This window comes from Methylobacterium sp. B4 (assembly GCF_003201865.1).
Lineage (GTDB): Bacteria > Pseudomonadota > Alphaproteobacteria > Rhizobiales > Beijerinckiaceae > Methylobacterium.
Window position 1 is genome coordinate 22,591 of record NZ_QJJJ01000003.1, and the last position, 24,325, is coordinate 46,915.

The window sequence follows — 24,325 nt, forward strand, 5'->3', positions numbered from 1 at the left end:
GCCTATTGTTCTCGTGGCGGCGGCGCAGGCTGAGCCCGCGCGCTCCGCGAAAGACCCGTCGCAATGTAGTGGAATGGCGCGCTTGTCGAGTGCCCGCGCCGATTCTCGTTGCATCCGCTCTAACGTGCCGTGCGTTGACCGACCGTTAACCAAGGCGGCCTCCGGCCGCCATCGCAGTTCGGACACGCTGGCAAGAATTCATTCCCCTTCGAGAGCCTCCGCTTCCGCTTCGGCCGCCGCGATCACCGCCAATTGCTGCTGCACGTCGCACAGCCAAGCGAAGTTGGCCTCGGAGCCATCCTCGGCAAGAGCGCGTTCGGCTTGGTGAAGTTCGCTATGTAGCGCTCCCGTCTGCCGGTGCAAGATCACGGCCTGATGCAGGGTATGTTCCAGACGCTGCGGGTCGGCGTTCGGATCGAGCATCCAGCGGTCGCCGGGGTTGACCAGCGCCAGGAGCCGCGCATGCGCCTCCTCCAGTCCGGCCCTGCGCAGGCGGGAGTCCACCAGTTCCGGCTCCGGGGTGCCGGCCTCGGCAGCCCGGTCGAGCAGGAGATTGCGCAGCAGGTCTGCATCCGGGTTGGAGAGTTCGAGAGCCGCCAGCGCCTCCTCCTCGATCCCGAGCAATTCCGGATGCGCGAGCAGGCTCATGACGATCATGGCCTCGCGCTTGGCCGAGCGCCCGCCGAAAGCGGGCGCCGGCGCCCCCGCCTTCAGCAGCGGATTGAAGCCTGTGGTGATGCGCGGCGAGGGCGGCGGGTCGCCCGGCCGGGGTCGGCGCTGGAACGGCGCGGCCCGCGGTCCGGCAGCATAGCCGCGCGACCCGCGCTCGGGCCGGCCGCCCGACAGCCCGCGCAGGCGCTCCTCGATGTCGTCGCGATAGAAGCGCCGCACGGTCTCGTCGCGGATGCCGGCCACCGCCTCCCGCAAGGTCCGGGCGAGTCCGGCCCGGCGTTCCGGCGTGTCGAGGGAGCCGGCCTCGGTCTCGCGCGCCCACAGCACCTCGACCAGGGGACGCGCGCCCGCCAGCACCGTCTCGATGGCCGCCGGGCCGCCCGAGCGCATCAGGTCGTCGGGGTCCTGGCCCTGCGGCAGCATCGCCACGCGCAGCGACTTGCCGGGCTCCAGCATGGGAAGCGCCACGTCGAGCGCCTTGAAGGCCGCGCGCTGGCCCGCCCCGTCGCCGTCGAAACAGAGGATCGGCTCGTCGGCATGCCGCCAGAGCAGGGCAAGCTGATCCTCGGTCAGCGCGGTGCCGAGCGGCGCGACCGTCTCGGGGTAGCCCGCCAGCGTCATGGCGATGACGTCGACATAGCCCTCCACCGCGACGATGCGGCTGCGGTCGTGCGCGGCCTTCCGGGCGGCGTGCAGGTTGTAGAGCATCCGCCCCTTGTGGAAGAGCGGGGTCTCCGGCGAGTTCATGTACTTCGCTTTGGCTTCCGCCTGCATCGCCCGGCCGCCGAAGGCCACGACCCGGCCGCGGATGTCGAGGATCGGAAACATGATCCGGTCGCGGAACTTGTCGTAGGGCACCGACACGCCCTCGGCGGTGGCGAGCAGCCCCAGTTCCAGCATCAGGTCGCGATCGACGCCCTTGGCCGCGAGATGGTCGCGCAGGGCGTAGCGCCCGGAGAGGGAATAGCCGAGCCGGAACGTCTTGCGCGTGGCCTCGCTCAGGCCGCGCCGGTCGAGATAGGCCCGGGCTTCGCCACCCGCCTGCCCACGCAGTTGATCCTCGAAATAGACGGTGGCGAGTTCCATGACTTCGAGCGCGCCCTTGCGCCGTTCCTCCGCCTGCTCGCTCTCGACCGTCATCTTGGGCAGGGTGACGCCCGCCTCGCTCGCCAGCCGCTCGACGGCCTCGGGAAAGCTCAGGCCCTCGGTCTCCATCAGGAAGGTGAAGATGTCGCCGTGCTTGCCCGACGAGAAGCAGTGGTAGAACTGCTTCTGGTCGTTCACGTAGAACGAGGGCGTCTTCTCGGAATTGAAGGGCGAGAGCCCGCGCCACTCGCGGCCCGCCTTCTTCAGCCGCACGCGCCGGCCGACCACCTCGGAGGCGGATACCCGGGAACGGATCTCTTCGAGAATGTGGGGTGGGTAACGCACGGCGTTCTTCGGTGAAGCGGATCGCTCGGACGGGGACCGGCTCGGCCCAACAGTCTAGCGCAGGCGGCCTGCCGGAGTCTTAAGAGCTCTGGCGCGGAGCTTTCGCCGAAGCAATGCGTTGGCGGCCCGATGACAATCGCCTCGCCTGCTCCCCGCCGTGGCATCCCCCGCCGTCCGCTCCTCGGCCTCGCCCTGCTCGGCGGCTTCATCCCCAGGGCACGGGCCGCCGACGGCCTCGCCGCCGTTCTCGATCCTTCCACGAGGGTCGAGACGCTCTACGAGGCGGGCGAATGGTGCGAGGGACCGGTCTGGGCACCCGCTCTCGGCGGTCTCGTCTTCAGCGACGTGCGCCGCAACCGGATGATGCTGATCCGAACGGACGGCCGCGTCGAGACCTTCCGCGAGCCCTCGAACAACGCCAACGGCAACACGCTCGACCGCGAGGGCCGCCTCGTCACCTGCGAGCACCGCACCGCGCGGGTGGTGCGCCGGGAATCGGACGGCGCGATCACCGTCCTGGCCGAGCGCTTCGAGGGCGGCCGCCTCAACTCGCCCAACGACGTGGTGACGGCGCGCGACGGCGCGCTCTGGTTCACCGATCCGAGCTACGGCATCGATCAGGCCGCGGAGGGGGAGCCGCGCCCCTCCGAGCAGCGGGGCCGCTACGTCTACCGACTCGCGCGCGAGGGCGGGCTGACGCCTGTCGCGACGAACTTCAAGCAGCCCAACGGCCTCGCCTTCTCGCCCGATGAGCGCATCCTCTACGTCTGCGAGTCGGGCGGCCCCCAAAAAGGCGCAGCGAGCGAAATCCGCGCCTTAGACGTCTCGGGCGGTGCACTCTCCGGAGGGCGCGTGTTCGCGACGGTGCCCGAGGGCGTGCCGGATGGCGTGAAGGTCGACACCGACGGCCGGGTCTATGCCGGCACGGGCGACGGCGTGCGGATCTGGGCGGCGGACGGACGCTTTCTCGGCCGCATCCCCACGCAGGGACCGTGCGCCAACATCGCCTTCGGTGGGCCGGACGGGCGCCGGCTGTTCATCTGCGCGGGCAAGCGCGTGCTCGCGGTCGAGACGAAGGCGCGCGGCGCCGGGGTGGCGACGTGACCGAGGATTTTTCGCCCGCGCAGCGGATCGACCGACGCGCCCTGCTGGCCGGCGCCGCAGCCCTTGCCGCCATGCACGCGACTCTGCCGTCATCGGCCCGGGCCCAGCCCGCGACCGGACCGGTCGGCAAGCTGGAGCTGGTCGTCGCGGCGCGGGCGCCGACCACACCCACGGGACTGACGCTCTCGAAGGAGGGCCGCATGTTCCTGTTCATGCCGCGCTTCGACGAGCACACGGTCTTCACCGCGGGCGAATTGTTTCCCGACGGGCGCGTCGTTCCCTATCCGAGCGAGGCGGCGAACCGACCCGATCCGGCACGCGCAGCGGACACGCTGTTCCACGTGCCCAACGGGGTGTTCGACAGCCGCAACCGCCTTTGGCTGCTGGATGCCGGGCTGATGGCCTCCTCCGGCGAGCCCGTAGCCGGCGCAGCCAAGCTCGTCTGCATCGATCCCGCGGCGAACGGGGTCCTGCGCACGATCTCCCTGCAAGCGGTCGTGACGCCGACCTCCTCGCTCAACGATCTGCGGGTCGATCTGCGGCCGGGCCGGGAAGCGGCCTACATCACCGACCAGGGGCAGACCGGCGAGGGTGCGCTGATCGCGGTCGATCTCGCCAGCGGCCGGGCCCTGCGTCGGCTGGGAAGCCATGACAGCACCCGGTCGGTGCCTGGCCTCCTCAAGATCGTCGAGGGCCGGACGCTGCTGAAGCGCAAGGCGGACGGCAGCACGAGCCCGATCCAGGGCGGCGCCAACGGCATCGCCCTGAGCCCGGACGGGACGCGCCTGTACTACTCGCCGCTGATGAGCCGGCAGCTCTACGCCGTGGACACAGCGGCGCTCCTCGACGAGTCCCGGGACGACGGGGCCGTCGCCGCCACGGTGCAGGATCTCGGCGAGAAGGGCCTGACCGGCGGGCTCGCCGCCGATTCGCGGGACCGGATCTATCTCAGCCTTCAGGAATTCAACGGCGTCGGCCGCCGCGATCCGGACGGACAGGTCGAGGTGCTGGCCAACGACCCGCGCCTGATCTGGCCGGACACGTTCTGGATCACCGACGAGGGCTGGCTCTACCTGTCCTCCGCCCAGGCCAACCGCCGGCCGGAGCACAATGGCGGCACCGACCGGCAGGAGCCGCCCTACGCCATCTTCCGAATGCGGATCGATGCCGGGCCGGCTTGACGCGTCGAACTACTTCCCGGCGAGCGCGTCCTTCACGACCCCGCTGGCGCGGCCGAAATCCATGCGGCCGGCATACTTGGCCTTCAGCGCGGCGATTACCTTGCCCATGTCCTTCGGGCCCGCCGCGCCGGTCTCGGCGATGGCGTCCATGATGGCCGTGCGGGTCTCGGCCTCGTCCATCTGCTGCGGCAGGAAGGCCTGGATGACCTGGGCCTCGGCCCGCTCGGTTTCGGCGAGTTCCGGGCGGCCACCCTGCTCGTAGACGCCCGCGGCCTCCTGGCGCTGCTTGATCATCTTCTGGAGAAGGGCGAGGATTTCGTCGTCGGCGAGCTGGCTCTTGCCGAGTCCGCGCGCCTCGATGTCCTTGTCCTTGAGCGCCGCCTGGATCATGCGCACGGTCGAGAGCTTCTGCTTCTCGCCGGCCTTCATGGCCTCCTTCATCTCGGCGGTGAGGCGCTCGCGCAGCATGATGATGACTCCAGTCGGATGATTCGGCACGGGTGCCCTGCTTGTCCAGGGCATTGCGCAGGGCTGCTCCCGCGCCCAGATTGACCCGGGCGCGGCCGGCTCGCTATGAGCCCCGCGAGAGATCGCCTTGCCTCGCGGCCCGGATCTGCGGCCGCGCGAGGCGGCGGACATAAGCCGGATCGGACCCATGCTGCAAGACGAACCCGCGACCCTGCGCACCGATCCCGCGCGCAGTTCGGCCGAGCTCAAGATCCCCGAGCCCAAGATCCCCGAGCCTTGGAGCGAGCCGCTCGTCACGGCGCTGCTCGTGCTGGCCGACGGCACCGTGCTCGAGGGCTTCGGCATCGGACAGACCGGCGTCGCCGACGGCGAGGTCTGCTTCAACACGGCGATGACGGGCTATCAGGAGATCCTGACCGATCCGTCCTATGCCGGGCAGATCGTCACCTTCACCTTCCCGCATATCGGCAATGTCGGCACCAACGACGAGGATCTGGAGAGCCTGGATCAGGCGCCGGCCTCCGGCGTACGCGGCGCGGTCATCGCCTCGGCTGTCACCAAACCCTCGAACTGGCGCTCGTCCTCGCATCTCGACGGCTGGCTCAGGGCGCGCGGCATCGTCGGCATCACCGGGATCGACACGCGGGCGCTGACCGCGCTGATCCGCGACCGCGGCATGCCCAATGCCGTCATCGCCAACGATTCGGAGGGCCGCTTCGACCGGGAGGCGCTCAAGGCCCGCGCCGCCGCGCTGGCGCCGATGGAAGGGCTCGACCTCGTGCCGCCGGTGACCTCCCGCGAGACCTCCGCCTGGACGGAGACGGTCTGGGCGGTGAAGGGCGGCTACGGCTCGCGGGCGCCGGGCCAGGGCCTCAAGGTCGTGGCGATCGATTACGGCGTGAAGCGCAACATCCTGCGCCTTCTGGCGGAAGCCGGCTGCGACGTCACCGTCGTGCCGGCCACGACCAAGGCGGAGGACATCCTGGCGCTGAAGCCGGACGGCGTTTTCCTCTCCAACGGCCCCGGCGATCCGGCGGCGACCGGCGAATACGCCGTGCCGGTGATCCGCAGGCTGCTCGACGAGCGGGTGCCGACCTTCGGCATCTGCCTCGGCCACCAGCTCATGGGCCTCGCGCTCGGCGGGCGCACGGTGAAGATGGGCCAGGGCCACCACGGCGCGAACCATCCGGTGAAGGACCACACCACCGGCAAGGTCGAGATCGTCTCGATGAACCACGGCTTCGCGGTCGATCCCGCGAGCCTGCCGCAGACGGCGGTCGAGACCCATGTCTCGCTGTTCGACGGCTCGAATTGCGGCCTCTCGCTCACCGACCGCCCGGCCTTCTCGGTGCAGCACCACCCGGAGGCCTCGCCGGGTCCGCGCGACAGCCATTACCTGTTCGAGCGCTTCGTGAAGCTGATGCGCGAGAACCGCCCCGAGGTCGCGCAGTAAGCTCAAGTCTTGGGACGGCGGCCCGACGGCTGCCGTCCCGGTGTCATAAAAAACTCCAGCTTACCCCCCATCCCCGATTCATGGCCGGATCGGACAAGAATCAGCGGCCGGGATCTTGGGGGTTTGCCGGATGACGCTCGACGACGCGCGCGACGACTTCTCGCGCCTGCATCGCCTCTTCACCTTCCACCTGGGCGTGGCGGTGAGCCTGTCCTGGCTGATGACGCTCTACGCGGCGGCCTATGCCCCCTGGGTGCGCAACATCCGCGCCCTGATCGACCCGGCCGGCCCGATGCGGATCGAGAGCACGCTCTCCTACCTGTTCGTGATGCCCGCCGTCCTGACGCTCGCTTGGGCCTCCGCCTATTTCGGCCGCGAGACCATGCGCCGCTTCCAGACCCTGCCGAACCAGACGCTGGAATTCGCCGCCGCGGCGATGGTGGCCTTCGGCGTGTTCTATCTGTCCATCGACCGGGCCGTGGCCGTGATCGGCGTGGGCTTCTGACGATCCGAGCACGCCCTCGTGCCGGCGGGACCGCCGGCACTCACTCCTCCACCAGCCGCCGCACCTCGCTCTCGGCGAGCAGCCGTACCAGCCGCTGCTCCACACTCGCCTCCGCGGCGATGACGACACCGCCGCAGACGCTGTCGCGGCCGGTGAAGGCGTAGCGGAGCACCGGGGCCGGCCTCAGCCCGCCCGAGCCTGCCGCGCAAAATCCCTCCATCGCCTGCGGCCGGTCGTTCCGCCCGAAGCCGGCCTCCATTCCGGCGGGCTGGCCCTTCAGCGGAACGGCGAAGCACTCCAGGCGTCGCCCGTCCTGCTGGGCCAGCGCCCGGCGCGGGTTCGCGAGCGCCACGAGGGCGTCGGGGGGGAAGTGCAGCCGTCCCTCGAAGGAGACGGAGCGCCCCGGCCGCACGAAGCGGTCGATCACCGCCATCCCGCTCAGGTCGTCGAGCACGAGGAAGAGGCGGGCATGGGCGTAGTCGGGCCCGTGCACGCCGGTGACGAGTTTCAGTACCCTTACTCCGTCGCGCGCGACGCGTGCGGTGATCCTGCCCGAACCGGCCACCGTCTCGCGCCCGTCGGGGATCGCGACGTTGTGCGCGCGGGACGAGAGCAGGTAGTGCCGCGCCGGGCCGACCTCGACGCCCTCGGCGCCGCCGCCCTCCACGATCCAGCGCCGGGCGCCGGTGGCGAAGGTGAAGGAGGTGCAGTCGCGGTGCCCGTGCGGGGATTGCGCGGCATGGGTCAGGGCGAAATGGCCCCAGCCGCGCTCCAGGCCGTGGTCGCGCAGGGCGAACATACCGGCGGTGCGGCTCTCCGGGATCGGCGTCGCCTCGCGTTCCGCCACGAGGTCGCGGCCCCGGGCGCCGAGCCGGGCGATCCAGGCCGCATGATCGAGGCCGGCCGGCGCGTCGCCGAAGGGCGGCAGCCGCCCGCCGGGGTCGAGCAGCCCGGCGAGCCCCGGCAGAGCCGCCTCGACACGGCGGCGGATCACCGGACCCGGCTCGGCTTCGCCGAGGGCGGCGGCGATCGCCCGTCCATGACTCAAGAGGTCGAGGCGGCGCACGGGCGAGGCTTCGGCGAAGCTTCCGTCCTCTTGCAGGAGCGCGTCGAAGCCGTGGGCGAGATTTTGCCCGGCCATAGACTCCCAGTGGTCCGAGAAGGCGAAGCCGGGCAGAGCCCGCGCCAGCGCCAGGAGGGCGGCTGCCGCCTGAAGGCCGTGCAGCGCCCGGGCCAGGGTATTCTGGCCGACGATCTCGGCCAGGGCGAAGCCGTGCCGCGCGGCCTCGGCGGCCAGCTCGGCGCGAACCGGCGCGTCCTCGCCCGTGAGCAGGCTCGCCAGCACCTCGCCACGGGGCGCGAGCGCGGCCGGATGCAGGCTCAAGCCGTCCGCCGGCTGTCCCCAGGGATTGGCTCGCGACCACGCGGCGGCAATGCCCCGTGCGCGGATCGCCCCGTCGGCAAGGGCGGCGAGCGGCAGGAGCCATGCGAGCGACTGATAGGCAAGGCGCCACGCCACCGAGCGGTACGGGTCCTCGCGCCAGTCCGGTGCCGCGGGCAGCGTCCAGTCGGGTAGGCCGGCGAGGCTGAGGATCACGCGCTCGCCCTCGATCCGCAGGCTGCGATCCGGGCCGGCCCGCACGGCACGGGCTTGAGCGAGGATCGCCGGGGCGGACGCCTCCGAAGCTGCCAGCCACGACGCGGGTACGCCCCCGGGCAGGCCGAGCCGGCCGGCGAGGCGGGCGAGGAATGCCGGCGCGTCGAGGAGGTCGTCGTCGCATAGGCTCTCGAGCCGGAAGTCGTCCTCGAGCGCGAGTTCGGGCAGGCCGATCAGCTCGACCTCGGATGCGGCCGGCGCATCCTCCCACACGCCGAAGGCCAGCTCGACCGAGGCGGCGCCGGGCGGCGGTCGCAGGGTCAGGGTGAAGCGCCGGGCCTGGGGCTGGGCCGAGAGGTTGATGACCGCGCCGAGCCCCGGCACGGAGATCGTGTCGGCGTAGGGCGGCGCGATCTCGGCGCCCGTCCGGTCCCGGTAGAGGAGGCGCACCCGCGCGGCGTGCTCGTCGGCCCGGGCGGCGTAGATCTGGCCGCGCAGCACCAGCGCGATCTCCTCGGCGAGGGCGTAGCGCAGCGTCAGCCCCTCCGCCAGGGAGCGCCGACGCGGCCCTGCCTCGGGATCGGGCTCGCCGAGGCGCAGGACCGGGTCGGCCACGCCGATCTCGCGGGTGTTTCTCCAGGAGCGCAGGGTGACGACGAGGCCCTGCGCCTGATCGGGCACCCGGAAGGCGATGCGGAACGGCTCGGGCCCAAGGAGCGCCGGGCCGGGAATCCAGGCGACTTGCGGGTCGAGCAGGCTGCGGGCCAGCCCGGGCACGTGATCGAGATCGAGGCTGGACCCGTCCGCGGCCAGGAAGTCGAAGCCGGCGGCCGCGCAATCGACGGCTAACGCCGCTTCCTCGCCCTCGTCGAAGGCGAGAGCGAAGTGCAGGCAGGCCCAGGCGCCGGGACGGAGATCGGAAAAACCCAGTCCCACCCGCGAGAAGCGGTTGTTGACGCCGATGCGATGCAGCCCCTCCCCCCCGCCTGTCCCGGCACCGCCGGCGTAGCGAACCGCGGCCGGCCGGAGACCATCCGCGTCCGCACCGTCGGAAGCCGCCAGGGCCGCGGCCTGCTCTACGATCTGGTCCATTGCCCAGGCGCCACCGCGGAGGCGGCCCCTGTCAAGACGGGAGCCAGCTTCGTGCAAGATTGCCTGCCTAAATCTCCCCGCCGACGCGGGGGTTCGCCTTCCGACTCCGCCCGCGTTCCGTGTTTCTCCAGGGGCCCTTGGGATGGGGGCGTTGCCATGACGACGGGCGTCTACCTGTTCGACCTCGCCTCGCAGCACGCGCGGCACCTCGCGACGCGGCAGGCCACCATCGCCGGGAACGTCGCGAACGCGAACACCCCCGGCTACAAGGCCCGGGACGTGGTGCCCTTCGCCCAGGTCCTGGCCCGGACCGGCCTCGACATGGCCTCGACGGCCAGGACCCATCTGGAGGCGCAGGGGAGCCGCATCCCCGTGCAGGAGGCCAAGTCGACCGGGGGCTGGGAGGTGCTCGAATCGTCGAGCGCGGTCAGCCTGGAGCAGGAGATGCTCAAGGCCGGCACCGTCTCCCGGGAGCACAACCTCGACACGGCGGTGGTGAAGTCCTTCCACCGCATGCTGATGGCGGCCGTGCGGAGCGGGTCATGATCGATCCCCTGCTCTCCGCTTCCCGGCTCGCGAGCGCCGGCCTCGAAGCGCAGTCGCTGCGCATGCGGGTCGTCTCGGAAAACCTCGCCAACGCGCAATCGACCGGCGCGACGCCGGGTGCCAATCCCTATGCCCGCAAGACGGTGACCTTCCGGGCCGAACTCGACCGGGCGGCGGGCGTCGCCTCGGTGAGCCTGCGCGAGATCGGCACCGACAACGCCCCGTTCCGGACCGAGCACGATCCCGCCAACCCCGCGGCGGACGAGAACGGCAACGTCAAGCTGCCCAACGTGAACATGCTCGTCGAGATGGCGGACATGCGCGAGGCCAACCGCTCCTACGAGGCGAACCTCCAGGTCATCAAACAGGCCCGGGCCATGGTCGCCAGCGTCATCGATCTCCTGAAATCCTAAAAGTCCGCCCGCGATGATCGAAGCCCTCACCTCGCTCGCCGCCTTCGACAAGGTCGCCGGCACCTCGTTTGCCGAGACGACGCCGGCCCAGAAGGCCGTCTTCAGTCCCGCCGCCGTGTCCGGCATCGCCGGCGCCGCACCGGCGCCGACCGATTTCGGCAACGTCATGGCCCAGGTCGCCGCCAGCGCCCGGGATGCCCTGCGCGCCGGCGAGGCCACGGCGATCTCCGGCATCCAGGGCAAAGCCACCGCTCAAGCTGTGGTCGAGGCCGTGATGTCCGCCGAGCAAAGCCTCCAGACCGTGGTGGCGATCCGCGACAAGGTGGTCGCCGCCTACCTCGAACTCAGCCGCATGCCGATCTGATCGGCCACTCCAAGGATCCCTCGCCATGCGCGCGCTCGCCATCGCCGCCACGGGCATGTCCGCCCAGCAGCTCAATCTCGAAGTCATCGCCAACAACATCGCCAACCTGAACACCACCGGGTTCAAGGGCGCGCGGGCCGAGTTCACCGACCTGCTCTACCAGGCCGAGCGGCAGCAGGGCGTGCCGAACCAGGCGGGCCAGGAGGCGGTGCCGGAGGGCGCGATGCTGGGGCTGGGCGTCCGCGCCGCCGCGATCCGCAACCTGCACCGGCAGGGGTCGCTCGCCAACACCGGCAACCAGCTCGATCTGGCGGTGAACGGGCGCGGCTACTTCCAGATCACCAGCCCGGCGGGCGAGATCAACTACACCCGCGCCGGCTCGTTCAACAAGAACAACGCCGGCCAGCTCGTCACCATGGAAGGCTACGCCGTCGATCCGGCGATCCTGATCCCGGCCAACACGACGCAGGTGACGATCAACGAATCGGGGCAGGTCTTCGCCAAGATCGACGCGCAGGTCGCCCTGCAGAATATCGGCCAGCTGACGCTCGCCAACTTCGCCAACGAATCCGGCCTGGAGCCGCTCGGCAACGGCCTCTACCGCGAGACGCCCGCCTCCGGCGCGCCCGTCGTCGGCAATCCCGGAGACGTGAGCTACGGCCGGCTGCAGCAGGGCTATCTCGAAGGCTCGAACGTCGATCCGGTCAAGGAGATCACCAGCCTGATCACGGCCCAGCGCGCCTTCGAGATGAACTCGAAGGTGATCCAGGCGGCCGACGAAATGGCCGGGACAGTTTCCAAGGGCATCCGCTGATACGGCGTTCGCTCGATGACTTCGGTGACTTTTCCGTCATTGCGAGGCGAAGCCGTGGCAATCCAGGGCTCCGCATCGTCCGGCAAGGTCGCGCTCCGGATCGCTTCCGCTCCGCCTCGCGATGACGGAGCCCGACGCATCCCGAAGCGACCAACCGGAAACGGCATGACCGCCGTCTCCTCCCCTCCTCCTTCGGCGCGATTCCCCATGCCCCGCAAGACTTTCGTCCGCGGCCTCGTGCTCGCCGCCCTGGCGGCCGGTCCGGTCCAGGCGGCCCCCGCCCAGGTCATCGACGGTGCGGCGAGCACCGAGCTCATGCTGCCGGTGCCCACCGTCACGATCTATCCGGGCGATACGATCAAGGACTCGATGCTGCGGATGCAGGCCTACCCCGCGACCTACCGGGCGCGCACGGCCGTCATCGACGCCTCGGCGGCGATCGCCGGCCGGGTCGCGCGGCGGATGCTGCTGCCGGGCGAGCCGGTGCCGGTCAACGCCGTGGACGATCCCCGCCTCGTGAGCCGGGGGGCGCCGACGCAGATGATCTTCGAGGAGAACGGACTCGTCATCACCGCGGTGGGCTCGCCGCTCCAGAACGGGGGTCTCGGCGAGACGATCCGCGTGCGCAACACCGACACCAACCGCATCGTGCTCGGCACGGTGACCGCCGACGGCCGCATCCGGATCGGCGCGCAATGACCCGCCGCCTGCTCCTCGCCGTCCTGCTCGGCCTACTCACCGGCCTCGGCTTCGCGATGATGGCGGGTCCGGCCCGGGCGGCCGGGACCCGGATCAAGGACATCGCCACGCTCAAGGGCGTGCGCGACAACCAGATCTTCGGCTACGGCCTCGTCACCGGCCTCCAGGGCACCGGCGACACCCTGCGCAACGCGCAGTTCACCGAGCAATCGCTGCAATCCCTGCTCGACCGGCTCGGCATCAACGTGCGCGACGCGCGCCTGCGCACCCGCAACATCGCCGCCGTGATGGTGACCGCCGACCTGCCGCCCTATACCGGCACCGGCTCGCGCATCGACGTCACCGTGACCTCCATGGGCGACGCCACCTCGCTGCGCGGCGGCACGCTGCTGATGACGCCGCTGACCGGCGGCGACGGCCTCGTCTACGCCGCGGCGCAGGGGCCGCTCGCCGTCTCCGGCTTCACGGTGCAGGGACAGGCCGAGCAACTGACCCAGGGCGTGCCGACGGCGGGCCGCATCCCCAACGGTGCCCTGATCGAGCGCGAGGTGCCCGGCACCTTCCGCGATCTGCCGGAACTCGTGTTCGAGCTGAAGAATCCCGACTTCAAGACCGCGACGCAGGTCGCCGACGCCATCAACGCGTGGTCGATGGGCGCCTTCAACCGACGCATCGCCAGCGCCCGCGACCAGCGCTCGGTCGTGGTGATGCGCGGGCGCCAGATGGCCCAGACCCGGCTGGTGGCGCAGATCGGCGACCTGACGATCCAGCCCGACACCCCGGCCCGGGTCGTGGTCGACCAGCGCACCGGCACGGTGGTGATCGGGCGCAACGTGACGATCTCCACCGTCGCCGTGACCCACGGCAACCTCACGGTCCGCGTCACCGAGGCACCCGAGGTGTCGCAGCCCGAGCCCTTCTCCAACGGCCAGACCGTCGTGGTGCCCCGGACCGAGGTCGCGGCGCGGGAGGAGCGCGGCAAGCTCGCCATCCTCGGCGGCTCCGACCTCCAGACGCTGGTGCGCGGCCTCAATCAGGTCGGGCTGAAGCCCACCGACATCATCGCGATCCTGCAGGCGGTGAAGACCGCCGGCGCCCTCCAGGCCGAACTCGTGGTGCAGTGATGAGAGCAACGCTGCGCATCGCCCTGTGCTGGCTCGCCCTGTCCGGGACCGCCCTCGCGGCCGGAGGCGACCATGCCGACCCGGCCAAGGACGCCGCGATGCGGGCACTCGCGGCCCGCGACGCGCCGAAAGACGTCTCGGCTCAGGACTTCGTAGCGAAGGAGCCGGCCAAGACGGGCTACTGCGCCACCATCGCCGACGCCGCGGCCGATGCCCGCTTCGCGTGGCAGAAGGAACAGCTCGCGGTGATGGAGCGGCAGGTCGAGGAGCGCGTCAGGCTCCTCGAAGAGAAGCGCGCCGAGTACGAGGCTTGGCTCAAGCGCCGCAACGAGTTCCTGGCCAAGGCCGACGAGAGCGTGGTCGCGGTCTACGCCAAGATGCGGCCCGATGCGGCGGCGCTGCAGCTCGCCAACATGCCCGACGAGGCGGCGGCCGCCCTGCTGACCAAGCTCAACGCCCGCACCGCGAGCGCCATCCTCTCGGAGATGGAGGCGGCCCGTGCCGCCGGGCTTGCCCGCGCGATGTCGGAGTCCGGCCGCAAGGACGCGACGGCCCCGGCTCAAAAGAAGAACCAGAGGTCATGATGCGTCCCTTCCCGCCTGCGGCTGCGGCCCTGCTGGCCCTCTCGCTCGGCGCCTGCCAGAGCGATCTCGACCGCCTCGGCCGTCCGCCCGTGCTGACGCCGATCGGCACCGGGCTGAACGCGCCCCGCGAGCCGCTGCCGACCTCCTTCGGCGCCCTGGGCGCGCGCCACAGCTACCACTCGACTTGGAGCCCGGCGAGCGCGACGCTCTACCAGGACCCGCGCGCCCGCGACGTCGGCGACGTCATCACGGTCAGCATCGCCATCAACGACAAGGCGCAGTTCGACAACGCCACCGAACGCGAGCGCAGCCAGAAGAGCTTCCTCGGCTTCGATTTCGGCTACGGCGTCTCGGGCCTCAAGGATTCGGCCACCGCCGATACCGGCATCCGCTCCGGCACCGAGACCAAGGGCCAGGGCTCGATCGACCGCAAGGAATCGCTCAGCCTCTCCGTTGCGGCGGTCGTCACCGAAGTGCTGCCCAACGGCAACGTGGTGATCTCGGGCTCGCAGGAGGTGCGGGTGAACAACGAGGTGCGCGTGCTCAACGTCGCCGGCATCGTCCGCCCGCGGGACATCTCGCGCAAGAACACCATCGACTACGACAAGATCGCCGAGGCGCGCATCTCCTATGGCGGGCGCGGGCGTCTCACCGACGTGCAGAATCCGACGCTCGGCCAGCAGGTCTTCGAGACCGTGGCGCCGTTCTGAGCGGAAGACGCGAGCATGGCCGAGAACAAGGATGGCGCGAAGAAGGGCGGCAAGGGCTGGATCGGGGCGCTCGCCCTGGTCACGCTCGTCGCCGTCGGCACCGGGGGCGGGCTCGGCGTCTACCTGCTGGGCAGCGTCGAGAAGTCGGTGGACCTCAAGAAGCGCGAGGAAGCCGACAAGGCGGTGAAGGTGCTGAATTACACGGGCGACCTGAGCCTGCGCAGCATCGGCTCCGTGGTGGCCAACCTCGCTGAGCCGACGGATTCGTGGGTGCGGATCGAGTCCTCGATCGTCTTCAAGACCGGGTCGCTGCCGAACCCCGACGTGACACTGGCCGAGATCCGCGCCGACGCGCTCGCCTACCTGCGCACGCTCTCGATGGCGCAGATCGAGGGTGCGAGCGGCCTCCAGCACCTGCGCGAGGATCTCAACGAGCGCGTCGCGATCCGCACCAAGGGTGCGGTGCGCGAACTCATCGTCGAATCCCTGGTGGTGCAATGAGCAACCGAATCGCTCGACGCCTCGTGTCGGCCGGCATTGTTCTGGGTCTCACCGCCAGCGCCGCCCTGGCGCAGGGCGCGTCCCCCGGCGGCGTCACCGGCGTGCCCGGCCTCGACGCGCTGCTGCCGCCCGGCAACGGGGCGGCGTCGGGGCGCATCATCCAGCTCGTCGCGCTGCTCACGGTGCTGTCGCTGGCGCCGGGCCTGCTCGTGATGGTGACGAGCTTCACGCGCTTTGCCGTCGCCTTCTCGTTCCTGCGCTCGGGGCTCGGCCTGCAGAGCACGCCGGCCAATCTGTTCCTCGTCTCGCTCGCCCTGTTCATGACCTTCTACGTCATGGCGCCGACCTTCGACCGCGCCTGGAACGAAGGCGTGAAGCCGCTTCAGGAGAACCGCATCGGCGAGGAGGAGGCCTTCACCAAGATCATCGAGCCGTTCCGGGAGTTCATGACGCAGCACGTGCGCCCGAAGGATCTTCAGACCTTCACGGATCTGGCGAGCCGCAACTTCCCGAAGGCGGAAGCGGGCGAGAAGATCGACCTGCGCATCCTGATCCCGGCCTTCATGATCTCCGAGCTGCGCCGGGGCTTCGAGATCGGCTTCCTGATCGTGCTGCCCTTCCTCGTGATCGACATCATCGTCTCCACCATCGTGATGTCGATGGGCATGATGATGCTGCCGCCGACCGTGATCTCGCTGCCGTTCAAGGTGCTGTTCTTCATCCTGATCGACGGCTGGAATCTTTTGGTGAGTGGGCTGGTGCGATCGTTCTTCTGACGGAGCCCTTCACTTGAGCGGCCGCCGTGCAGTGTGGCGGAATCTCTGAACGACGATTTCGTCACCGAGGTAATAATCGATCAGGTAAGGGTACGGTGTCAGGAAGACGCGCCGCACTCCGTGTACCGAGGTTCTGACGCCGAGATAGGGTTGCTCCTGCAATATGCGGAGCAGATAACTCAGGCGAGCCTCGATCTTCGCAGCCCCCTGTGGTGAGCGATCACGGACATAGCCGAGAGCTGCGTCGATCTGTGAAAGCGCCCGTCTCTGGAAGCGGAGCGGCAGACGCTGCGGCTCGATCACGGTGTCCGGTACTTCGAGAAGATCGCGCTCACATCTTCGTCAGTCGCAAACTCTCCCCGCTCCATCTCAGCCCGCGCTTCGAGCAAGTCGGCCTCTTCGGCGGGCGTCAGCGTGAGAACCTCGTCCTCGCCAGCATAAGCGAGGACGAGACGTGCGATTTCATCCTGAACGGTCGCAGGCAGGGCCTGTGCACGTTCCATGGCCCGTTCAAGCAGCTTCGTCATCTCTGTGCCTCTCGGGATCGGTAAGCCGATCGGAAGCGTGCAGAACGAAGCGCGACTTTCAAGCGGAAAGCTGTTCCGGTCAGCGGTTCGATGCGGTCGTTCTTCTGAAGCGGAGCATGGCGCGGTAGGCCCGCCGTTCGGTCTCGGCCCGCACCGTGGATGCCCGCACCTGGAGCAGGTCGCGGCGCGTCAGCAGCCCGACCAGAACGCCGGTGTCGGGATCGGTCACGCCGAGGCGGCCCTGCCCTGTCGCGGTCATCACGTCCAGGGCGTGGGCCACCACGTCGTCGGGATGAACGACCGCCAGCGGCAGGCCGGCCGCCAGTGCTCCCAGCAGATCCGCGCCGTGCCCGCCCTCCAGCGTCCAGTGCAGAGCCTGCCCCCGGGTGGCGAGGCCGACCGGGCGGCGGGCGGCGTCGAGCACCGGATAGGCCTGGTGCCGCCCGGCCTCCATCGCGGCGACCGCCTCCGCGACGCCGCTCTCGGCGTCGAGTGTGTCCACGTCGCGGACCATCACGTCGCGCACGCGGGTCAGCGCATAGGCGTCGATGGCGTATTCGCGGGTGACGTGCTGGCCGCGGCGGGCGAGCTTTTCCGTGAGGATCGAGCGCTTCAGGAGCAGAACCGTGACGGCGTAGGCGGTCACCGTCGCCGCAAGCAGGGCGCCGAGGACGCGGACATCGCCGGTGAGTTCGACGGCAAAGAGGGCGCCGGTGAGCGGCGCGCGCATGGTGCCGCCGAGCATCGCCGCCATGCCGAGCAGAGCCCAGAAGCCGTGAGCGCCGGGCAGAGCGAGGCCGGCGAGCCAGCCCATCGACCCGCCGAGGATCAGGAGAGGTGCCAGGACGCCGCCCGACGTGCCGGAGGCGAGCGCCACCAGCCAGATCGCCGCCTTGACCGCGAGGATCAGGAGCACGGCCCTCACCGCGAGGTCGCCGCCGAGAAGGTCGCCGATCACATCGTAGCCGACGCCGAGCGCCCGCGGTTCGATCAGCCCGCCGAGGCCCACGAACAGGCCGCCGATGGCCGGCCACCACATCCAGTGCAGCGGCAGCCGCTCGAAGGCATCCTCCAGCCGGTAGAGCAGCGTGGTCAGCACGCCCGACATGAGCCCGGCCAGGAGACCGATGCCGGCGCAGGCGATCAGCCCCCATCCGGGCAGCGCCGGGTCGCTGGCGAAGGGAAAGAGCGGGCCCGCCTCGAACAGCAGCGGACGGAGCGCCGCGGCGGTGAGGACGGCCGCCGTTACCGGCACGAAGCTGCGCGGCCGCCACTCGAACAGCAGCAATTCGACGGCGAGCAGCACCGCTGCAACCGGCGTGCCGAAGATCGCCGTCATGCCGGCGGCGGCGCCCGCCACTAGGAGCGCCTTCCGCTCGGCGTCGCTGAGATGAAAGAGCTGCGCGAAGAGCGAGCCGACGGCGCCGCCCGTCATGATGATCGGTCCCTCCGCACCGAAGGGTCCGCCGGTGCCGATCGAGATCGCCGAGGAGAGCGGCTTCAGCAGAGCGACCTTGGCCGACATGCGGCTCGCGCCGATCAGGATCGCCTCGATTGCCTCGGGGATGCCGTGACCGCGGATCTTCTCCGAGCCGTAGCGGGCCATCAGCCCGATCACGAGGCCGCCGGCCACCGGGACCCACACCATCCAGGGCGAGGGCGTCAGGCTGCCGAGCGAGCGCGGCACGGTGTCGAGCGCGCCAAACCATGCGAGGTTCGTCACCAGCGCGATGAGCCGCAGCAGGCCGGCCGCCGCCAGCGTCGCGCCCGCACCGATCACGAGCGCCATCCCGACCAGCACCAAGATGCGCCGGTCGGCGGTGAAGTCGCCGAGCGGACGCCGCACGATCTGGCTCGGCAGCTGCCGGTGGACCGGCACTTCCTGGTTCACGCATACCTCCTCGGGTCGGTTGCGACCTTTATATGTCGTACTACGATATAATCTAGGTCTCGGGGATGGATCGGGCGGTGAATGGTGGGTGAGGTATCGGATCGGGGGCCGGACGCGCTGTCGCGGTCGCATTACGCGGCGCTCGCGGCCTTTCGCTACGAGCTGCGGCGCTTCCTTGCCTTCAGCGAGGCGGCGGCGACGTCGGCCGGGCTGCCGCCGCAGCAGCATCAGGCCCTGCTCACCGTCGCGGGCCATCTCGGGCCGGTGCCGCCGACGGTCGGCCACATCGCCGAGCGGCTGCTGATCGCCCCGCACAGCGCGGCCGAACTCGTCGCGCGCATGGTCGAGGCCGGGCTCCTGACCAAGAACCGCGGCGCCCGGGACAGGCGTCGGATGGAACTCGCCCTGACGGCGGACGCCGAGGCCCTTCTGCTCCGGTTGACCGAAGCGCATCTGGAAGAGCTCGGTAGCCTCGAGCCGGCCCTTTTGCGGGCACTCGCCCTTGCCCGCGGCGAGGCCGTGGGCCCGGACGATATCCGGCAGGCCTGAAGGCACAGGCCCGCACGCCGACAGGCAGGGTCGGGCGCCCTGACGGACCGGCGCCGCGCTGCAATCCCCGCGCAAGGCTGACCCCTCAGAGAAGCTCGCGAACCATGTCAGGTCGCCAACGGGATCGGTCCGGGATGTTCGGTCGCGAGCAAGCCGAGAGATTGTGGAGCAACATCGTCGATCTCGGCGCGAGGCGGCTGATCGCCCTCGGGCTGGTCGGCCTGCTGGTGTTTCTCGGCGTCGGAATCGGCGCCTATTACCTCAGCCGTCCGGCGCAGGAGACGCTCTATACCGGCCTGTCCCGTGAGGACGTGGCGCGCATCGGCGGCGTCCTCAAGGACAGCGGCATCCCCTTCGACGTGTCGTCCGACGGCACGGCGGTGCTCGTCTCCTTCGGCCACACCGCGCAGGCGCGGATGCTGCTGGCCGAGAAGGGCCTGCCGCAGAGCTCCAAGTCCGGCTACGAGCTGTTCAACGACCTGGGCTCGCTGGGCATGACCTCCTTCATGCAGGAGGTGACCCGGGTGCGGGCGCTGGAGGGCGAGATCGCCCGCACCATCCAGGGCATGAAGGGCGTGCGCGCCGCCCGCGTCCACCTCGTCCTGCCCGACCGCGGCTCGTTCCGCCGCGACCAGCAGCCGGCCTCGGCCTCCGTGGTGGTGCGCACCGAGCCCGCCGACGACGTGTCCGGCGCTCAGGCCATCCGTCAGCTCGTCGCCTCGGCCATTCCCGGCATGAAGCCCGACCGCGTTACCGTGATCGGCTCCGAGGGCACCGTGCTGCTCGCGGGCGACGACGCCGGCACGGCGCCGACCGGCAGGATGGCGACGCTGGAGAAATCGGTCAGCCGCGAGATGCAGGACAACATCCGCCGCACGCTCAGCCCCTATCTCGGGGTCGGCAATTTCGAGGTCAGCGTCGCGACGCAGCTCAACACGGACAAGACCTCGACCAACGAGACGATCTACAACCCCGACCAGCGGGTCGAGCGCTCGGTGCGCTCGATGCGCGAGAACGAGAACAGCCAGAACCGCAACAGCCAGCGCCCCACCAGCGCCCAGGAGAACCTGCCCGACCAGCGCACCCGCTCGGACGGCAACGACCAGTCGAGCAACGAGAGTTCGAAGAAGGAGGATCTCACCAACTACGAGATCTCCCAGAAGACGATCCAGACGGTGAGCGACGGCTACGCCATCCGCCGGCTCTCGGTCGCGGTGCTGGTCAACCGCTCGCGGCTGACCGCCCTTGCCGGCCCGGACGACAAGGCGGGCCTCGACAGGCAGATTTCGGAGATCGAGGAGTTGGTCGGCTCGGCGGCGGGCTTCAGCAAGGAGCGCGGCGACACGATCAAGGTGGCGGCGGTCGGCTTCGTCAACGATGGCCAGCCGCTGGAACCGGTGCCGCCGCTCTCGCTTACCGACGTGATGATGAAGCAGTCCGGCACGCTCATCAACGCGGCGACGATCCTCGTCGTGGCCGGCCTGCTGATCTGGTTCGGCCTGCGCCCGGCCCTGCGCGCGATCCTGGCGACGCCGGATACCGCCGGGCTCGAGGCCATGGCGCTCGCCGGCCCCGAGAGCGCGCCTGCGCTCGCCGGGAGCCTTGCCGCCGAGGACAGCTTGGCTCTCTCCGCGTCCGCTGCCGCGCTTCCCGGCGCCGCCGGCCCGGGCGAGCCTGCCAAGCTTCCCGCGCCGGGCGTGGCCGGGCTGCTGGAGGAGCTGGAGGACAAGATGGCCCGCTCGCCGCAGAAGCGGCTGGAGCAGCTCATCGACATCGACGAGGAGCAGGTCGCGGCCGTTCTCAAGCGCTGGCTCATGCGTGAGGAGCCGGCGTGATGGACGCAGTGCTCGCCCGCTACCTGCCGGACTTTTCCGCGCCCCCGCCGCCGCCCGCGGCGGTGGCCGAGGAGCCGGACTTCTCCTCGGCATGGTTCCGTGCTCCGGCGGCAGCGCCGGCGCCGATCCCGGTCGCTGCTTCAGCCCCTGCCCCTGCCGGGCCCGAGATCGAACCGTTCCTGCCCCGTGCCGCCGTCGCGCGTCCGGTCGAGGATCGCGAGGCGCTGATCGCCGCCGCCGAGGCGCGGGGGCGCGAGCAGGGCCGGGCGGAGGCGCTGGCCGAGGCACAGGCGCAGTCCGCGCAAGAGCGCGCGGCGCAGCAGGCTCGGTTCGAGGAGCAGGTAACGCAGGCCCGCCGGGACTGGAGCGCGGCACAGGGCGAGACCTTGGCCGCCGACTTCGCCGCGGCGATGCAGGCGCTCGACGCCGCCTTGTCGGATCGCGTCGCGCGGCTGATCGCGCCGGTCCTCGACCAGGCGCTGCAGCATCGGGCGCTCGACGAACTCGGCGCCGCCCTCAGGCGCATCCTGGCCGAACCGCATCGGCCGGTCGTGCGGGTGCGCGGCCCGGAAGACCTGATCGCGGCGCTCGAAGCCCGGCTCGGCGGGCTTTCGGCCGGCATCGCCTTCGAGGCGGATGCGGGGCCGGAGGTGAGCGTGCATGCGGGCGAGACCGTGATCGAGACCGAACTCGCGGCCTGGAGCCGCCTGATCGCCGCGGCGGTCGCGGAGGCGTGAGATGTCGGAACGCCCTCACGAGATCATCATCATCAAGCGCCACGGCGACCACGAGGACGGCCATCACGGCGGCGCCTGGAAGATCGCGCTCGCCGACTTCATGACGGCGATGATGGCCTTGTTCCTGGTGATGTGGCTGATCAACTCGACCAGCAAGGAGCAGAAGCAGACCATCGCCGAGTATTTCAACCCGGTGAAGCTCGCCGAGGTCACCCACGACCGCAAGGGCGTGAACGACCCGCAGGACACCCCCAACGACCCTGCGCCGACCGGCAAGGGCAAGGGTGACGGCGGCAGCGCCGAGGGGGACGGCAAGGCCGGACCGCCGGGCAGCCGCGCCCGGGAAACCGCCCTGTTCCAGGATCCCTACGCCGTCCTCGCCAAACTCGCCGCGGAGGCCGAGGCCGCCGGGCCGGACGCCGCCAGCGCGGATGCGAGCGCGCTCGACACCGGTCAGCCGGGCGTGGCCGGCGGCGAGACCGGGCGCGACCCCTTCGACCCGCTCTACTGGCAGGTCGCCGCCCTGCCGCGCCAGCGCACCGACCATCCCGGCGCCCTCGACACCGTCGCCGCGGCGCCGGCCGAGGCCCGCATCGACGCGCGCGCCGGGGCGGCGACCGTCGGGAAGAAGGACGCGCCGAAGGACAATTCCAAGGAAATTGCGCGTCAGAGCCTGCGCGACGCCATGCGGCAGGCCGGGGTGAAGCTCGCTTCCGCCGAACCGATGCCGCTCGAACTGTCCGGTCCCAAACCCACTGAGATCGCCAAGCCTGCGCCCGAAACCGCGCCGGAGCCGATCGCATCCGAGTTCAAGCCGGCGCAGCCCGAGCCCAAGCTCGTGGCCAAGGCGGAAGCGTCCGCCTTCAAGGAGCCGCCCGCCGCGGCCGATCATGTGGCGAAGGCAGCCGAGACCGCGGCCCTGTCCGCCCTGAAGGCCGAGATCGCCCGGGTCGTGCCGGCTTTGCCCAACGGCATGCCCGCGCCGCATGTCGAGGTGCGCCGCACCGGCGAGGGCGTGCTCATCAGCATCACCGACGAGATCAACTTCAGCATGTTCGGGATCGGCTCGGCCGAGCCGACTCCGAAGGTGGTCAAGGCGCTGGAGCGCATCGCCAAGATCCTCAACGCACGCCCCGGTCGCGTCGTCGTGCGCGGTCATACCGACGGCCGGCCGTTCCGCTCGGAGAGCTACGACAACTGGCGCCTCTCCTCGGCCCGGGCGCAGATGGCCTCCTACATGCTCGTGCGCGGCGGTCTCGACGAGGCGCGCATCGAGCGTATCGAGGGCTATGCCGACCGCCAGCCCCGCATCGCCGCCGACCCGAAGGCCGCCGAGAACCGCCGCATCGAGATCCTGCTGCGGGGCCTGCCGGAATGAGCTTCTGGATTGTTTCGGCCGGTCCGACAGCACGGCTCCTTCGTAAGGCCGGCATCGCGCGGACCAGCCAAGCGCTTCGACAGTGCGGCCCGCCCGGAGGGTCCGGGTGGACGCGACAAGCGGCGAGCAGGACCGGGACGCGGCGCGCCGCCGTCCTCCTCGCGCTCGTCCTGGTCGCCGCTCCGGCCGACGCCGCCGAGCACGGCGACGCGCCCGCAGCCGACAGCCATGGCGCACCGGCAAAGCCCATCGAGCCCCTGCCGGTGACGGCGCACGACCTACCCGTGGAACTGACGCGCACCCTCCAGCTGCTGCAGGACCGCATCGCCCGCGGCTCGACCCAGGCGCACCTCGCGCAGCGCCAGCTCCTCGGCCATATCGAGCAGCGGCTGACCGCCCTCGCCCCCGAGACCTGGGCGGAAGCGGAGAACGTGCGGGCCGCCGTCACCTTCGCGCTCGCGGGGGGTGGGCCGGCGGTGCTGCGAGCATTGCTCACATCCGGCAAGGCGTCGGAGGCGGAACAGCCCCTGGCGCTCGGCGCCCTCGCCTATCTCGAAGGGCGCGAACGGGACGCGCGGGCCAAGCTCGCGGGCATCGATCCGCGCACGATGCCTGCCGGGCTCGCCGGGCAACTCGCGCTGACCCAATCGGCGCTGATGGTGCGCGAGGCTCCCGCCAAGTCGCTCGAACTTCTCGATCTCGCCCGTCTCCTGGCGCCCGGCACCCTGGTGGAAGAGGGCGCCTTGCGCCGTCAGATCTTCGTCGTGGCGCAGGGGGGCGACGCGCGGCGCTTCGAGGCGCTGTCGATCCAGTACCTGCGCCGGTTCCGCCGCTCGGTCTACGCCGGGAATTTCCGACAGCGCTTCGCCGGGGCGCTCACCCGCCTCGATTTCGACAGCGACCGCACCCGCATCGCCAGCCTGGAGCGGATGCTCGACGAGATCGAACCGGAGAGCCGGCGCGACCTCTACCTGCTCGTGGGGCGGGCGGGGCTGGAGCAGGGCCGCCGGGAAACGGCCCTCTTCGCCGCCGAGCGGGCGATGGGGCTCGCCGCGCCGGAGTCGCGGCCGGCGGCGCAGGCGCGGCTCTATCGCGGCGCGGCGCTGATCGTGGCCGACGGACGCTTCGAGGAGGGCTACGAGGCCCTGCGCGGCCTCGACCGCATCGATTTCGCGCCGGCCGACGCGGAGTTGCTCGATGCCGCGCTCTCGACGGCCCGGCAGATCCGCACGCCGACCACGGCTGCCGACGCGGCCGCCGCCCCGGCGGCCTCGGTCAGCCGCCCGATTCCCGAATCCGGCTCGCTTATGCGGGCGCAGGAAGCCCTGGCTCGGGCCGAGCGCGCCATGGGTGCCGCCGGCACCCCCTGAACCC

25 protein-coding genes are annotated in these 24,325 nt (G+C 70.7%); 19 read left to right on the forward strand and 6 right to left on the reverse strand.

The annotated features are described in order from the left end of the window. Window positions 1-198 precede the first annotated feature (198 nt). Window positions 199-2,103, reverse strand: coding sequence for a DNA primase (gene dnaG / locus BY998_RS05720; protein WP_110350671.1), 1,905 nt, complete (start codon window positions 2,101-2,103; stop codon window positions 199-201). A gap of 129 nt (window positions 2,104-2,232) precedes the next feature. On the opposite strand from dnaG, the gene BY998_RS05725 reads away from it, so the two are divergent. Next, window positions 2,233-3,207 (forward strand): SMP-30/gluconolactonase/LRE family protein, encoded by a 975-nt coding sequence (locus tag BY998_RS05725; RefSeq protein ID WP_110350672.1) that lies wholly within the window; start codon window positions 2,233-2,235, stop codon window positions 3,205-3,207. A gap of 71 nt (window positions 3,208-3,278) precedes the next feature. Next, complete coding sequence (locus BY998_RS05730) at window positions 3,279-4,388, forward strand: L-dopachrome tautomerase-related protein (RefSeq protein ID WP_110350949.1); 1,110 nt, start codon at window positions 3,279-3,281, stop codon at window positions 4,386-4,388. Window positions 4,389-4,397: 9 nt separating this feature from the next. Here the strand turns inward: BY998_RS05730 and BY998_RS05735 are convergent, their stop codons facing one another. After that, window positions 4,398-4,856, reverse strand: a complete 459-nt coding sequence (locus tag BY998_RS05735; protein ID WP_110350673.1) for a GatB/YqeY domain-containing protein — start codon at window positions 4,854-4,856, stop codon at window positions 4,398-4,400. Between the two features lie 187 nt (window positions 4,857-5,043). Here BY998_RS05735 and carA point away from each other — a divergent pair, with 187 nt between their 5' ends. Then, window positions 5,044-6,309, forward strand: a complete 1,266-nt coding sequence (gene carA / locus BY998_RS05740) for a glutamine-hydrolyzing carbamoyl-phosphate synthase small subunit (protein WP_110350674.1) — start codon at window positions 5,044-5,046, stop codon at window positions 6,307-6,309. 130 nt (window positions 6,310-6,439) lie between these two features. After that, complete coding sequence (locus BY998_RS05745; protein ID WP_110350675.1) at window positions 6,440-6,814, forward strand: hypothetical protein; 375 nt, start codon at window positions 6,440-6,442, stop codon at window positions 6,812-6,814. 40 nt (window positions 6,815-6,854) lie between these two features. On the opposite strand, the gene BY998_RS05750 is transcribed toward BY998_RS05745, so the two are convergent. Next, window positions 6,855-9,503: a heparinase II/III family protein gene (locus BY998_RS05750; RefSeq protein ID WP_110350676.1), complete on the reverse strand. Its 2,649-nt coding sequence runs from the start codon at window positions 9,501-9,503 to the stop codon at window positions 6,855-6,857. Window positions 9,504-9,659: 156 nt separating this feature from the next. Between BY998_RS05750 and flgB the strand changes: the two genes are divergently transcribed. The 10 genes from flgB (at window position 9,660) to fliP (ending at window position 16,034) form a co-directional block, all read left to right on the forward strand. Beyond that, a complete protein-coding gene (gene flgB, locus BY998_RS05755; protein WP_110350677.1) occupies window positions 9,660-10,049 on the forward strand; it encodes a flagellar basal body rod protein FlgB in 390 nt (129 codons plus the stop codon). Further along, a complete protein-coding gene (gene flgC / locus BY998_RS05760) occupies window positions 10,046-10,462 on the forward strand; it encodes a flagellar basal body rod protein FlgC (protein WP_110350678.1) in 417 nt (138 codons plus the stop codon). Before flgB ends, flgC begins: the two co-directional genes overlap by 4 nt. Before the next feature lie 13 nt (window positions 10,463-10,475). Beyond that, window positions 10,476-10,826 carry a flagellar hook-basal body complex protein FliE gene (locus BY998_RS05765; RefSeq protein WP_110350679.1) on the forward strand — a complete coding sequence of 117 codons (351 nt, stop codon included), beginning with the start codon at window positions 10,476-10,478 and terminating at the stop codon, window positions 10,824-10,826. A gap of 25 nt (window positions 10,827-10,851) precedes the next feature. After that, on the forward strand, window positions 10,852-11,640 hold the full coding sequence (gene flgG, locus BY998_RS05770) for a flagellar basal-body rod protein FlgG (RefSeq protein WP_110350680.1): 789 nt from the start codon (window positions 10,852-10,854) through the stop codon (window positions 11,638-11,640). 207 nt (window positions 11,641-11,847) lie between these two features. Further along, window positions 11,848-12,339 carry a flagellar basal body P-ring formation chaperone FlgA gene (flgA, locus tag BY998_RS05775; RefSeq protein ID WP_110350681.1) on the forward strand — a complete coding sequence of 164 codons (492 nt, stop codon included), beginning with the start codon at window positions 11,848-11,850 and terminating at the stop codon, window positions 12,337-12,339. After that, entirely contained in the window at window positions 12,336-13,463 is a 1,128-nt protein-coding gene (flgI, locus tag BY998_RS05780) for a flagellar basal body P-ring protein FlgI (RefSeq protein ID WP_110350682.1), read from the forward strand. Before flgA ends, flgI begins: the two co-directional genes overlap by 4 nt. Continuing rightward, the gene (locus tag BY998_RS05785) at window positions 13,463-14,047 is read left to right on the forward strand and encodes a MotE family protein (RefSeq protein WP_110350683.1); all 585 of its coding nucleotides are present in this window, start codon (window positions 13,463-13,465) and stop codon (window positions 14,045-14,047) included. The genes flgI and BY998_RS05785 overlap by 1 nt, the downstream gene beginning before the upstream one ends. Continuing rightward, window positions 14,047-14,757: a flagellar basal body L-ring protein FlgH gene (flgH, locus tag BY998_RS05790; RefSeq protein WP_110350950.1), complete on the forward strand. Its 711-nt coding sequence runs from the start codon at window positions 14,047-14,049 to the stop codon at window positions 14,755-14,757. Before BY998_RS05785 ends, flgH begins: the two co-directional genes overlap by 1 nt. Before the next feature lie 15 nt (window positions 14,758-14,772). Next, window positions 14,773-15,258 carry a flagellar basal body-associated FliL family protein gene (locus tag BY998_RS05795; RefSeq protein WP_110350684.1) on the forward strand — a complete coding sequence of 162 codons (486 nt, stop codon included), beginning with the start codon at window positions 14,773-14,775 and terminating at the stop codon, window positions 15,256-15,258. After that, a complete protein-coding gene (fliP, locus tag BY998_RS05800; protein ID WP_110350685.1) occupies window positions 15,255-16,034 on the forward strand; it encodes a flagellar type III secretion system pore protein FliP in 780 nt (259 codons plus the stop codon). Before BY998_RS05795 ends, fliP begins: the two co-directional genes overlap by 4 nt. Window positions 16,035-16,043: 9 nt before the next feature. Here fliP and BY998_RS05805 read toward each other — a convergent pair whose 3' ends face one another. The 3 genes from BY998_RS05805 to BY998_RS05815 all read right to left on the reverse strand — a co-directional run bounded on the left by BY998_RS05805 (window position 16,044) and on the right by BY998_RS05815 (window position 18,350). Beyond that, window positions 16,044-16,337 carry a type II toxin-antitoxin system RelE/ParE family toxin gene (locus tag BY998_RS05805; RefSeq protein WP_110350686.1) on the reverse strand — a complete coding sequence of 98 codons (294 nt, stop codon included), beginning with the start codon at window positions 16,335-16,337 and terminating at the stop codon, window positions 16,044-16,046. After that, window positions 16,334-16,561, reverse strand: a complete 228-nt coding sequence (locus tag BY998_RS05810; RefSeq protein WP_110350687.1) for a hypothetical protein — start codon at window positions 16,559-16,561, stop codon at window positions 16,334-16,336. The genes BY998_RS05805 and BY998_RS05810 overlap by 4 nt, the downstream gene beginning before the upstream one ends. Window positions 16,562-16,640: 79 nt before the next feature. Next, entirely contained in the window at window positions 16,641-18,350 is a 1,710-nt protein-coding gene (locus BY998_RS05815; protein WP_245421508.1) for a chloride channel protein, read from the reverse strand. A 183-nt stretch (window positions 18,351-18,533) separates the two neighbouring features. Between BY998_RS05815 and BY998_RS05820 the strand changes: the two genes are divergently transcribed. From BY998_RS05820 to BY998_RS05840, 5 genes are all read left to right on the forward strand, one after another. Then, on the forward strand, window positions 18,534-19,001 hold the full coding sequence (locus tag BY998_RS05820) for a helix-turn-helix domain-containing protein (RefSeq protein WP_110350689.1): 468 nt from the start codon (window positions 18,534-18,536) through the stop codon (window positions 18,999-19,001). A gap of 134 nt (window positions 19,002-19,135) precedes the next feature. Beyond that, on the forward strand, window positions 19,136-20,836 hold the full coding sequence (gene fliF, locus BY998_RS05825) for a flagellar basal-body MS-ring/collar protein FliF (protein ID WP_110350690.1): 1,701 nt from the start codon (window positions 19,136-19,138) through the stop codon (window positions 20,834-20,836). Beyond that, window positions 20,836-21,573 (forward strand): hypothetical protein, encoded by a 738-nt coding sequence (locus BY998_RS05830; protein WP_110350691.1) that lies wholly within the window; start codon window positions 20,836-20,838, stop codon window positions 21,571-21,573. The genes fliF and BY998_RS05830 overlap by 1 nt, the downstream gene beginning before the upstream one ends. 1 nt (window position 21,574) lies before the next feature. Next, a complete protein-coding gene (locus tag BY998_RS05835; RefSeq protein ID WP_110350692.1) occupies window positions 21,575-22,951 on the forward strand; it encodes a MotB family protein in 1,377 nt (458 codons plus the stop codon). Then, window positions 22,948-24,321: a chemotaxis protein gene (locus BY998_RS05840; RefSeq protein ID WP_110350693.1), complete on the forward strand. Its 1,374-nt coding sequence runs from the start codon at window positions 22,948-22,950 to the stop codon at window positions 24,319-24,321. The genes BY998_RS05835 and BY998_RS05840 overlap by 4 nt, the downstream gene beginning before the upstream one ends. The last annotated feature ends 4 nt before the right edge of the window (window positions 24,322-24,325 follow it).

Bases quoted from the DNA above. Each gene is read 5' to 3' on its own strand.
- BY998_RS05725 (WP_110350672.1), top strand. From the start codon at position 2,233: ATGACAATCGCCTCGCCTGCTCCCCGCCGTGGCATCCCCCGCCGTCCG.
- BY998_RS05730 (WP_110350949.1), top strand. From the start codon at position 3,279: ATGCACGCGACTCTGCCGTCATCGGCCCGGGCCCAGCCCGCGACCGGA.
- BY998_RS05735 (WP_110350673.1), bottom strand. From the start codon at position 4,856: ATGCTGCGCGAGCGCCTCACCGCCGAGATGAAGGAGGCCATGAAGGCC.
- carA (WP_110350674.1), top strand. From the start codon at position 5,044: ATGCTGCAAGACGAACCCGCGACCCTGCGCACCGATCCCGCGCGCAGT.
- BY998_RS05745 (WP_110350675.1), top strand. From the start codon at position 6,440: ATGACGCTCGACGACGCGCGCGACGACTTCTCGCGCCTGCATCGCCTC.
- BY998_RS05750 (WP_110350676.1), bottom strand. From the start codon at position 9,503: ATGGACCAGATCGTAGAGCAGGCCGCGGCCCTGGCGGCTTCCGACGGT.
- flgB (WP_110350677.1), top strand. From the start codon at position 9,660: ATGACGACGGGCGTCTACCTGTTCGACCTCGCCTCGCAGCACGCGCGG.
- flgC (WP_110350678.1), top strand. From the start codon at position 10,046: ATGATCGATCCCCTGCTCTCCGCTTCCCGGCTCGCGAGCGCCGGCCTC.
- BY998_RS05765 (WP_110350679.1), top strand. From the start codon at position 10,476: ATGATCGAAGCCCTCACCTCGCTCGCCGCCTTCGACAAGGTCGCCGGC.
- flgG (WP_110350680.1), top strand. From the start codon at position 10,852: ATGCGCGCGCTCGCCATCGCCGCCACGGGCATGTCCGCCCAGCAGCTC.
- flgA (WP_110350681.1), top strand. From the start codon at position 11,848: ATGCCCCGCAAGACTTTCGTCCGCGGCCTCGTGCTCGCCGCCCTGGCG.
- flgI (WP_110350682.1), top strand. From the start codon at position 12,336: ATGACCCGCCGCCTGCTCCTCGCCGTCCTGCTCGGCCTACTCACCGGC.
- BY998_RS05785 (WP_110350683.1), top strand. From the start codon at position 13,463: ATGAGAGCAACGCTGCGCATCGCCCTGTGCTGGCTCGCCCTGTCCGGG.
- flgH (WP_110350950.1), top strand. From the start codon at position 14,047: ATGCGTCCCTTCCCGCCTGCGGCTGCGGCCCTGCTGGCCCTCTCGCTC.
- BY998_RS05795 (WP_110350684.1), top strand. From the start codon at position 14,773: ATGGCCGAGAACAAGGATGGCGCGAAGAAGGGCGGCAAGGGCTGGATC.
- fliP (WP_110350685.1), top strand. From the start codon at position 15,255: ATGAGCAACCGAATCGCTCGACGCCTCGTGTCGGCCGGCATTGTTCTG.
- BY998_RS05810 (WP_110350687.1), bottom strand. From the start codon at position 16,561: ATGACGAAGCTGCTTGAACGGGCCATGGAACGTGCACAGGCCCTGCCT.
- BY998_RS05815 (WP_245421508.1), bottom strand. From the start codon at position 18,350: ATGGCGCTCGTGATCGGTGCGGGCGCGACGCTGGCGGCGGCCGGCCTG.
- BY998_RS05820 (WP_110350689.1), top strand. From the start codon at position 18,534: ATGGTGGGTGAGGTATCGGATCGGGGGCCGGACGCGCTGTCGCGGTCG.
- fliF (WP_110350690.1), top strand. From the start codon at position 19,136: ATGTTCGGTCGCGAGCAAGCCGAGAGATTGTGGAGCAACATCGTCGAT.
- BY998_RS05830 (WP_110350691.1), top strand. From the start codon at position 20,836: ATGGACGCAGTGCTCGCCCGCTACCTGCCGGACTTTTCCGCGCCCCCG.
- BY998_RS05835 (WP_110350692.1), top strand. From the start codon at position 21,575: ATGTCGGAACGCCCTCACGAGATCATCATCATCAAGCGCCACGGCGAC.
- BY998_RS05840 (WP_110350693.1), top strand. From the start codon at position 22,948: ATGAGCTTCTGGATTGTTTCGGCCGGTCCGACAGCACGGCTCCTTCGT.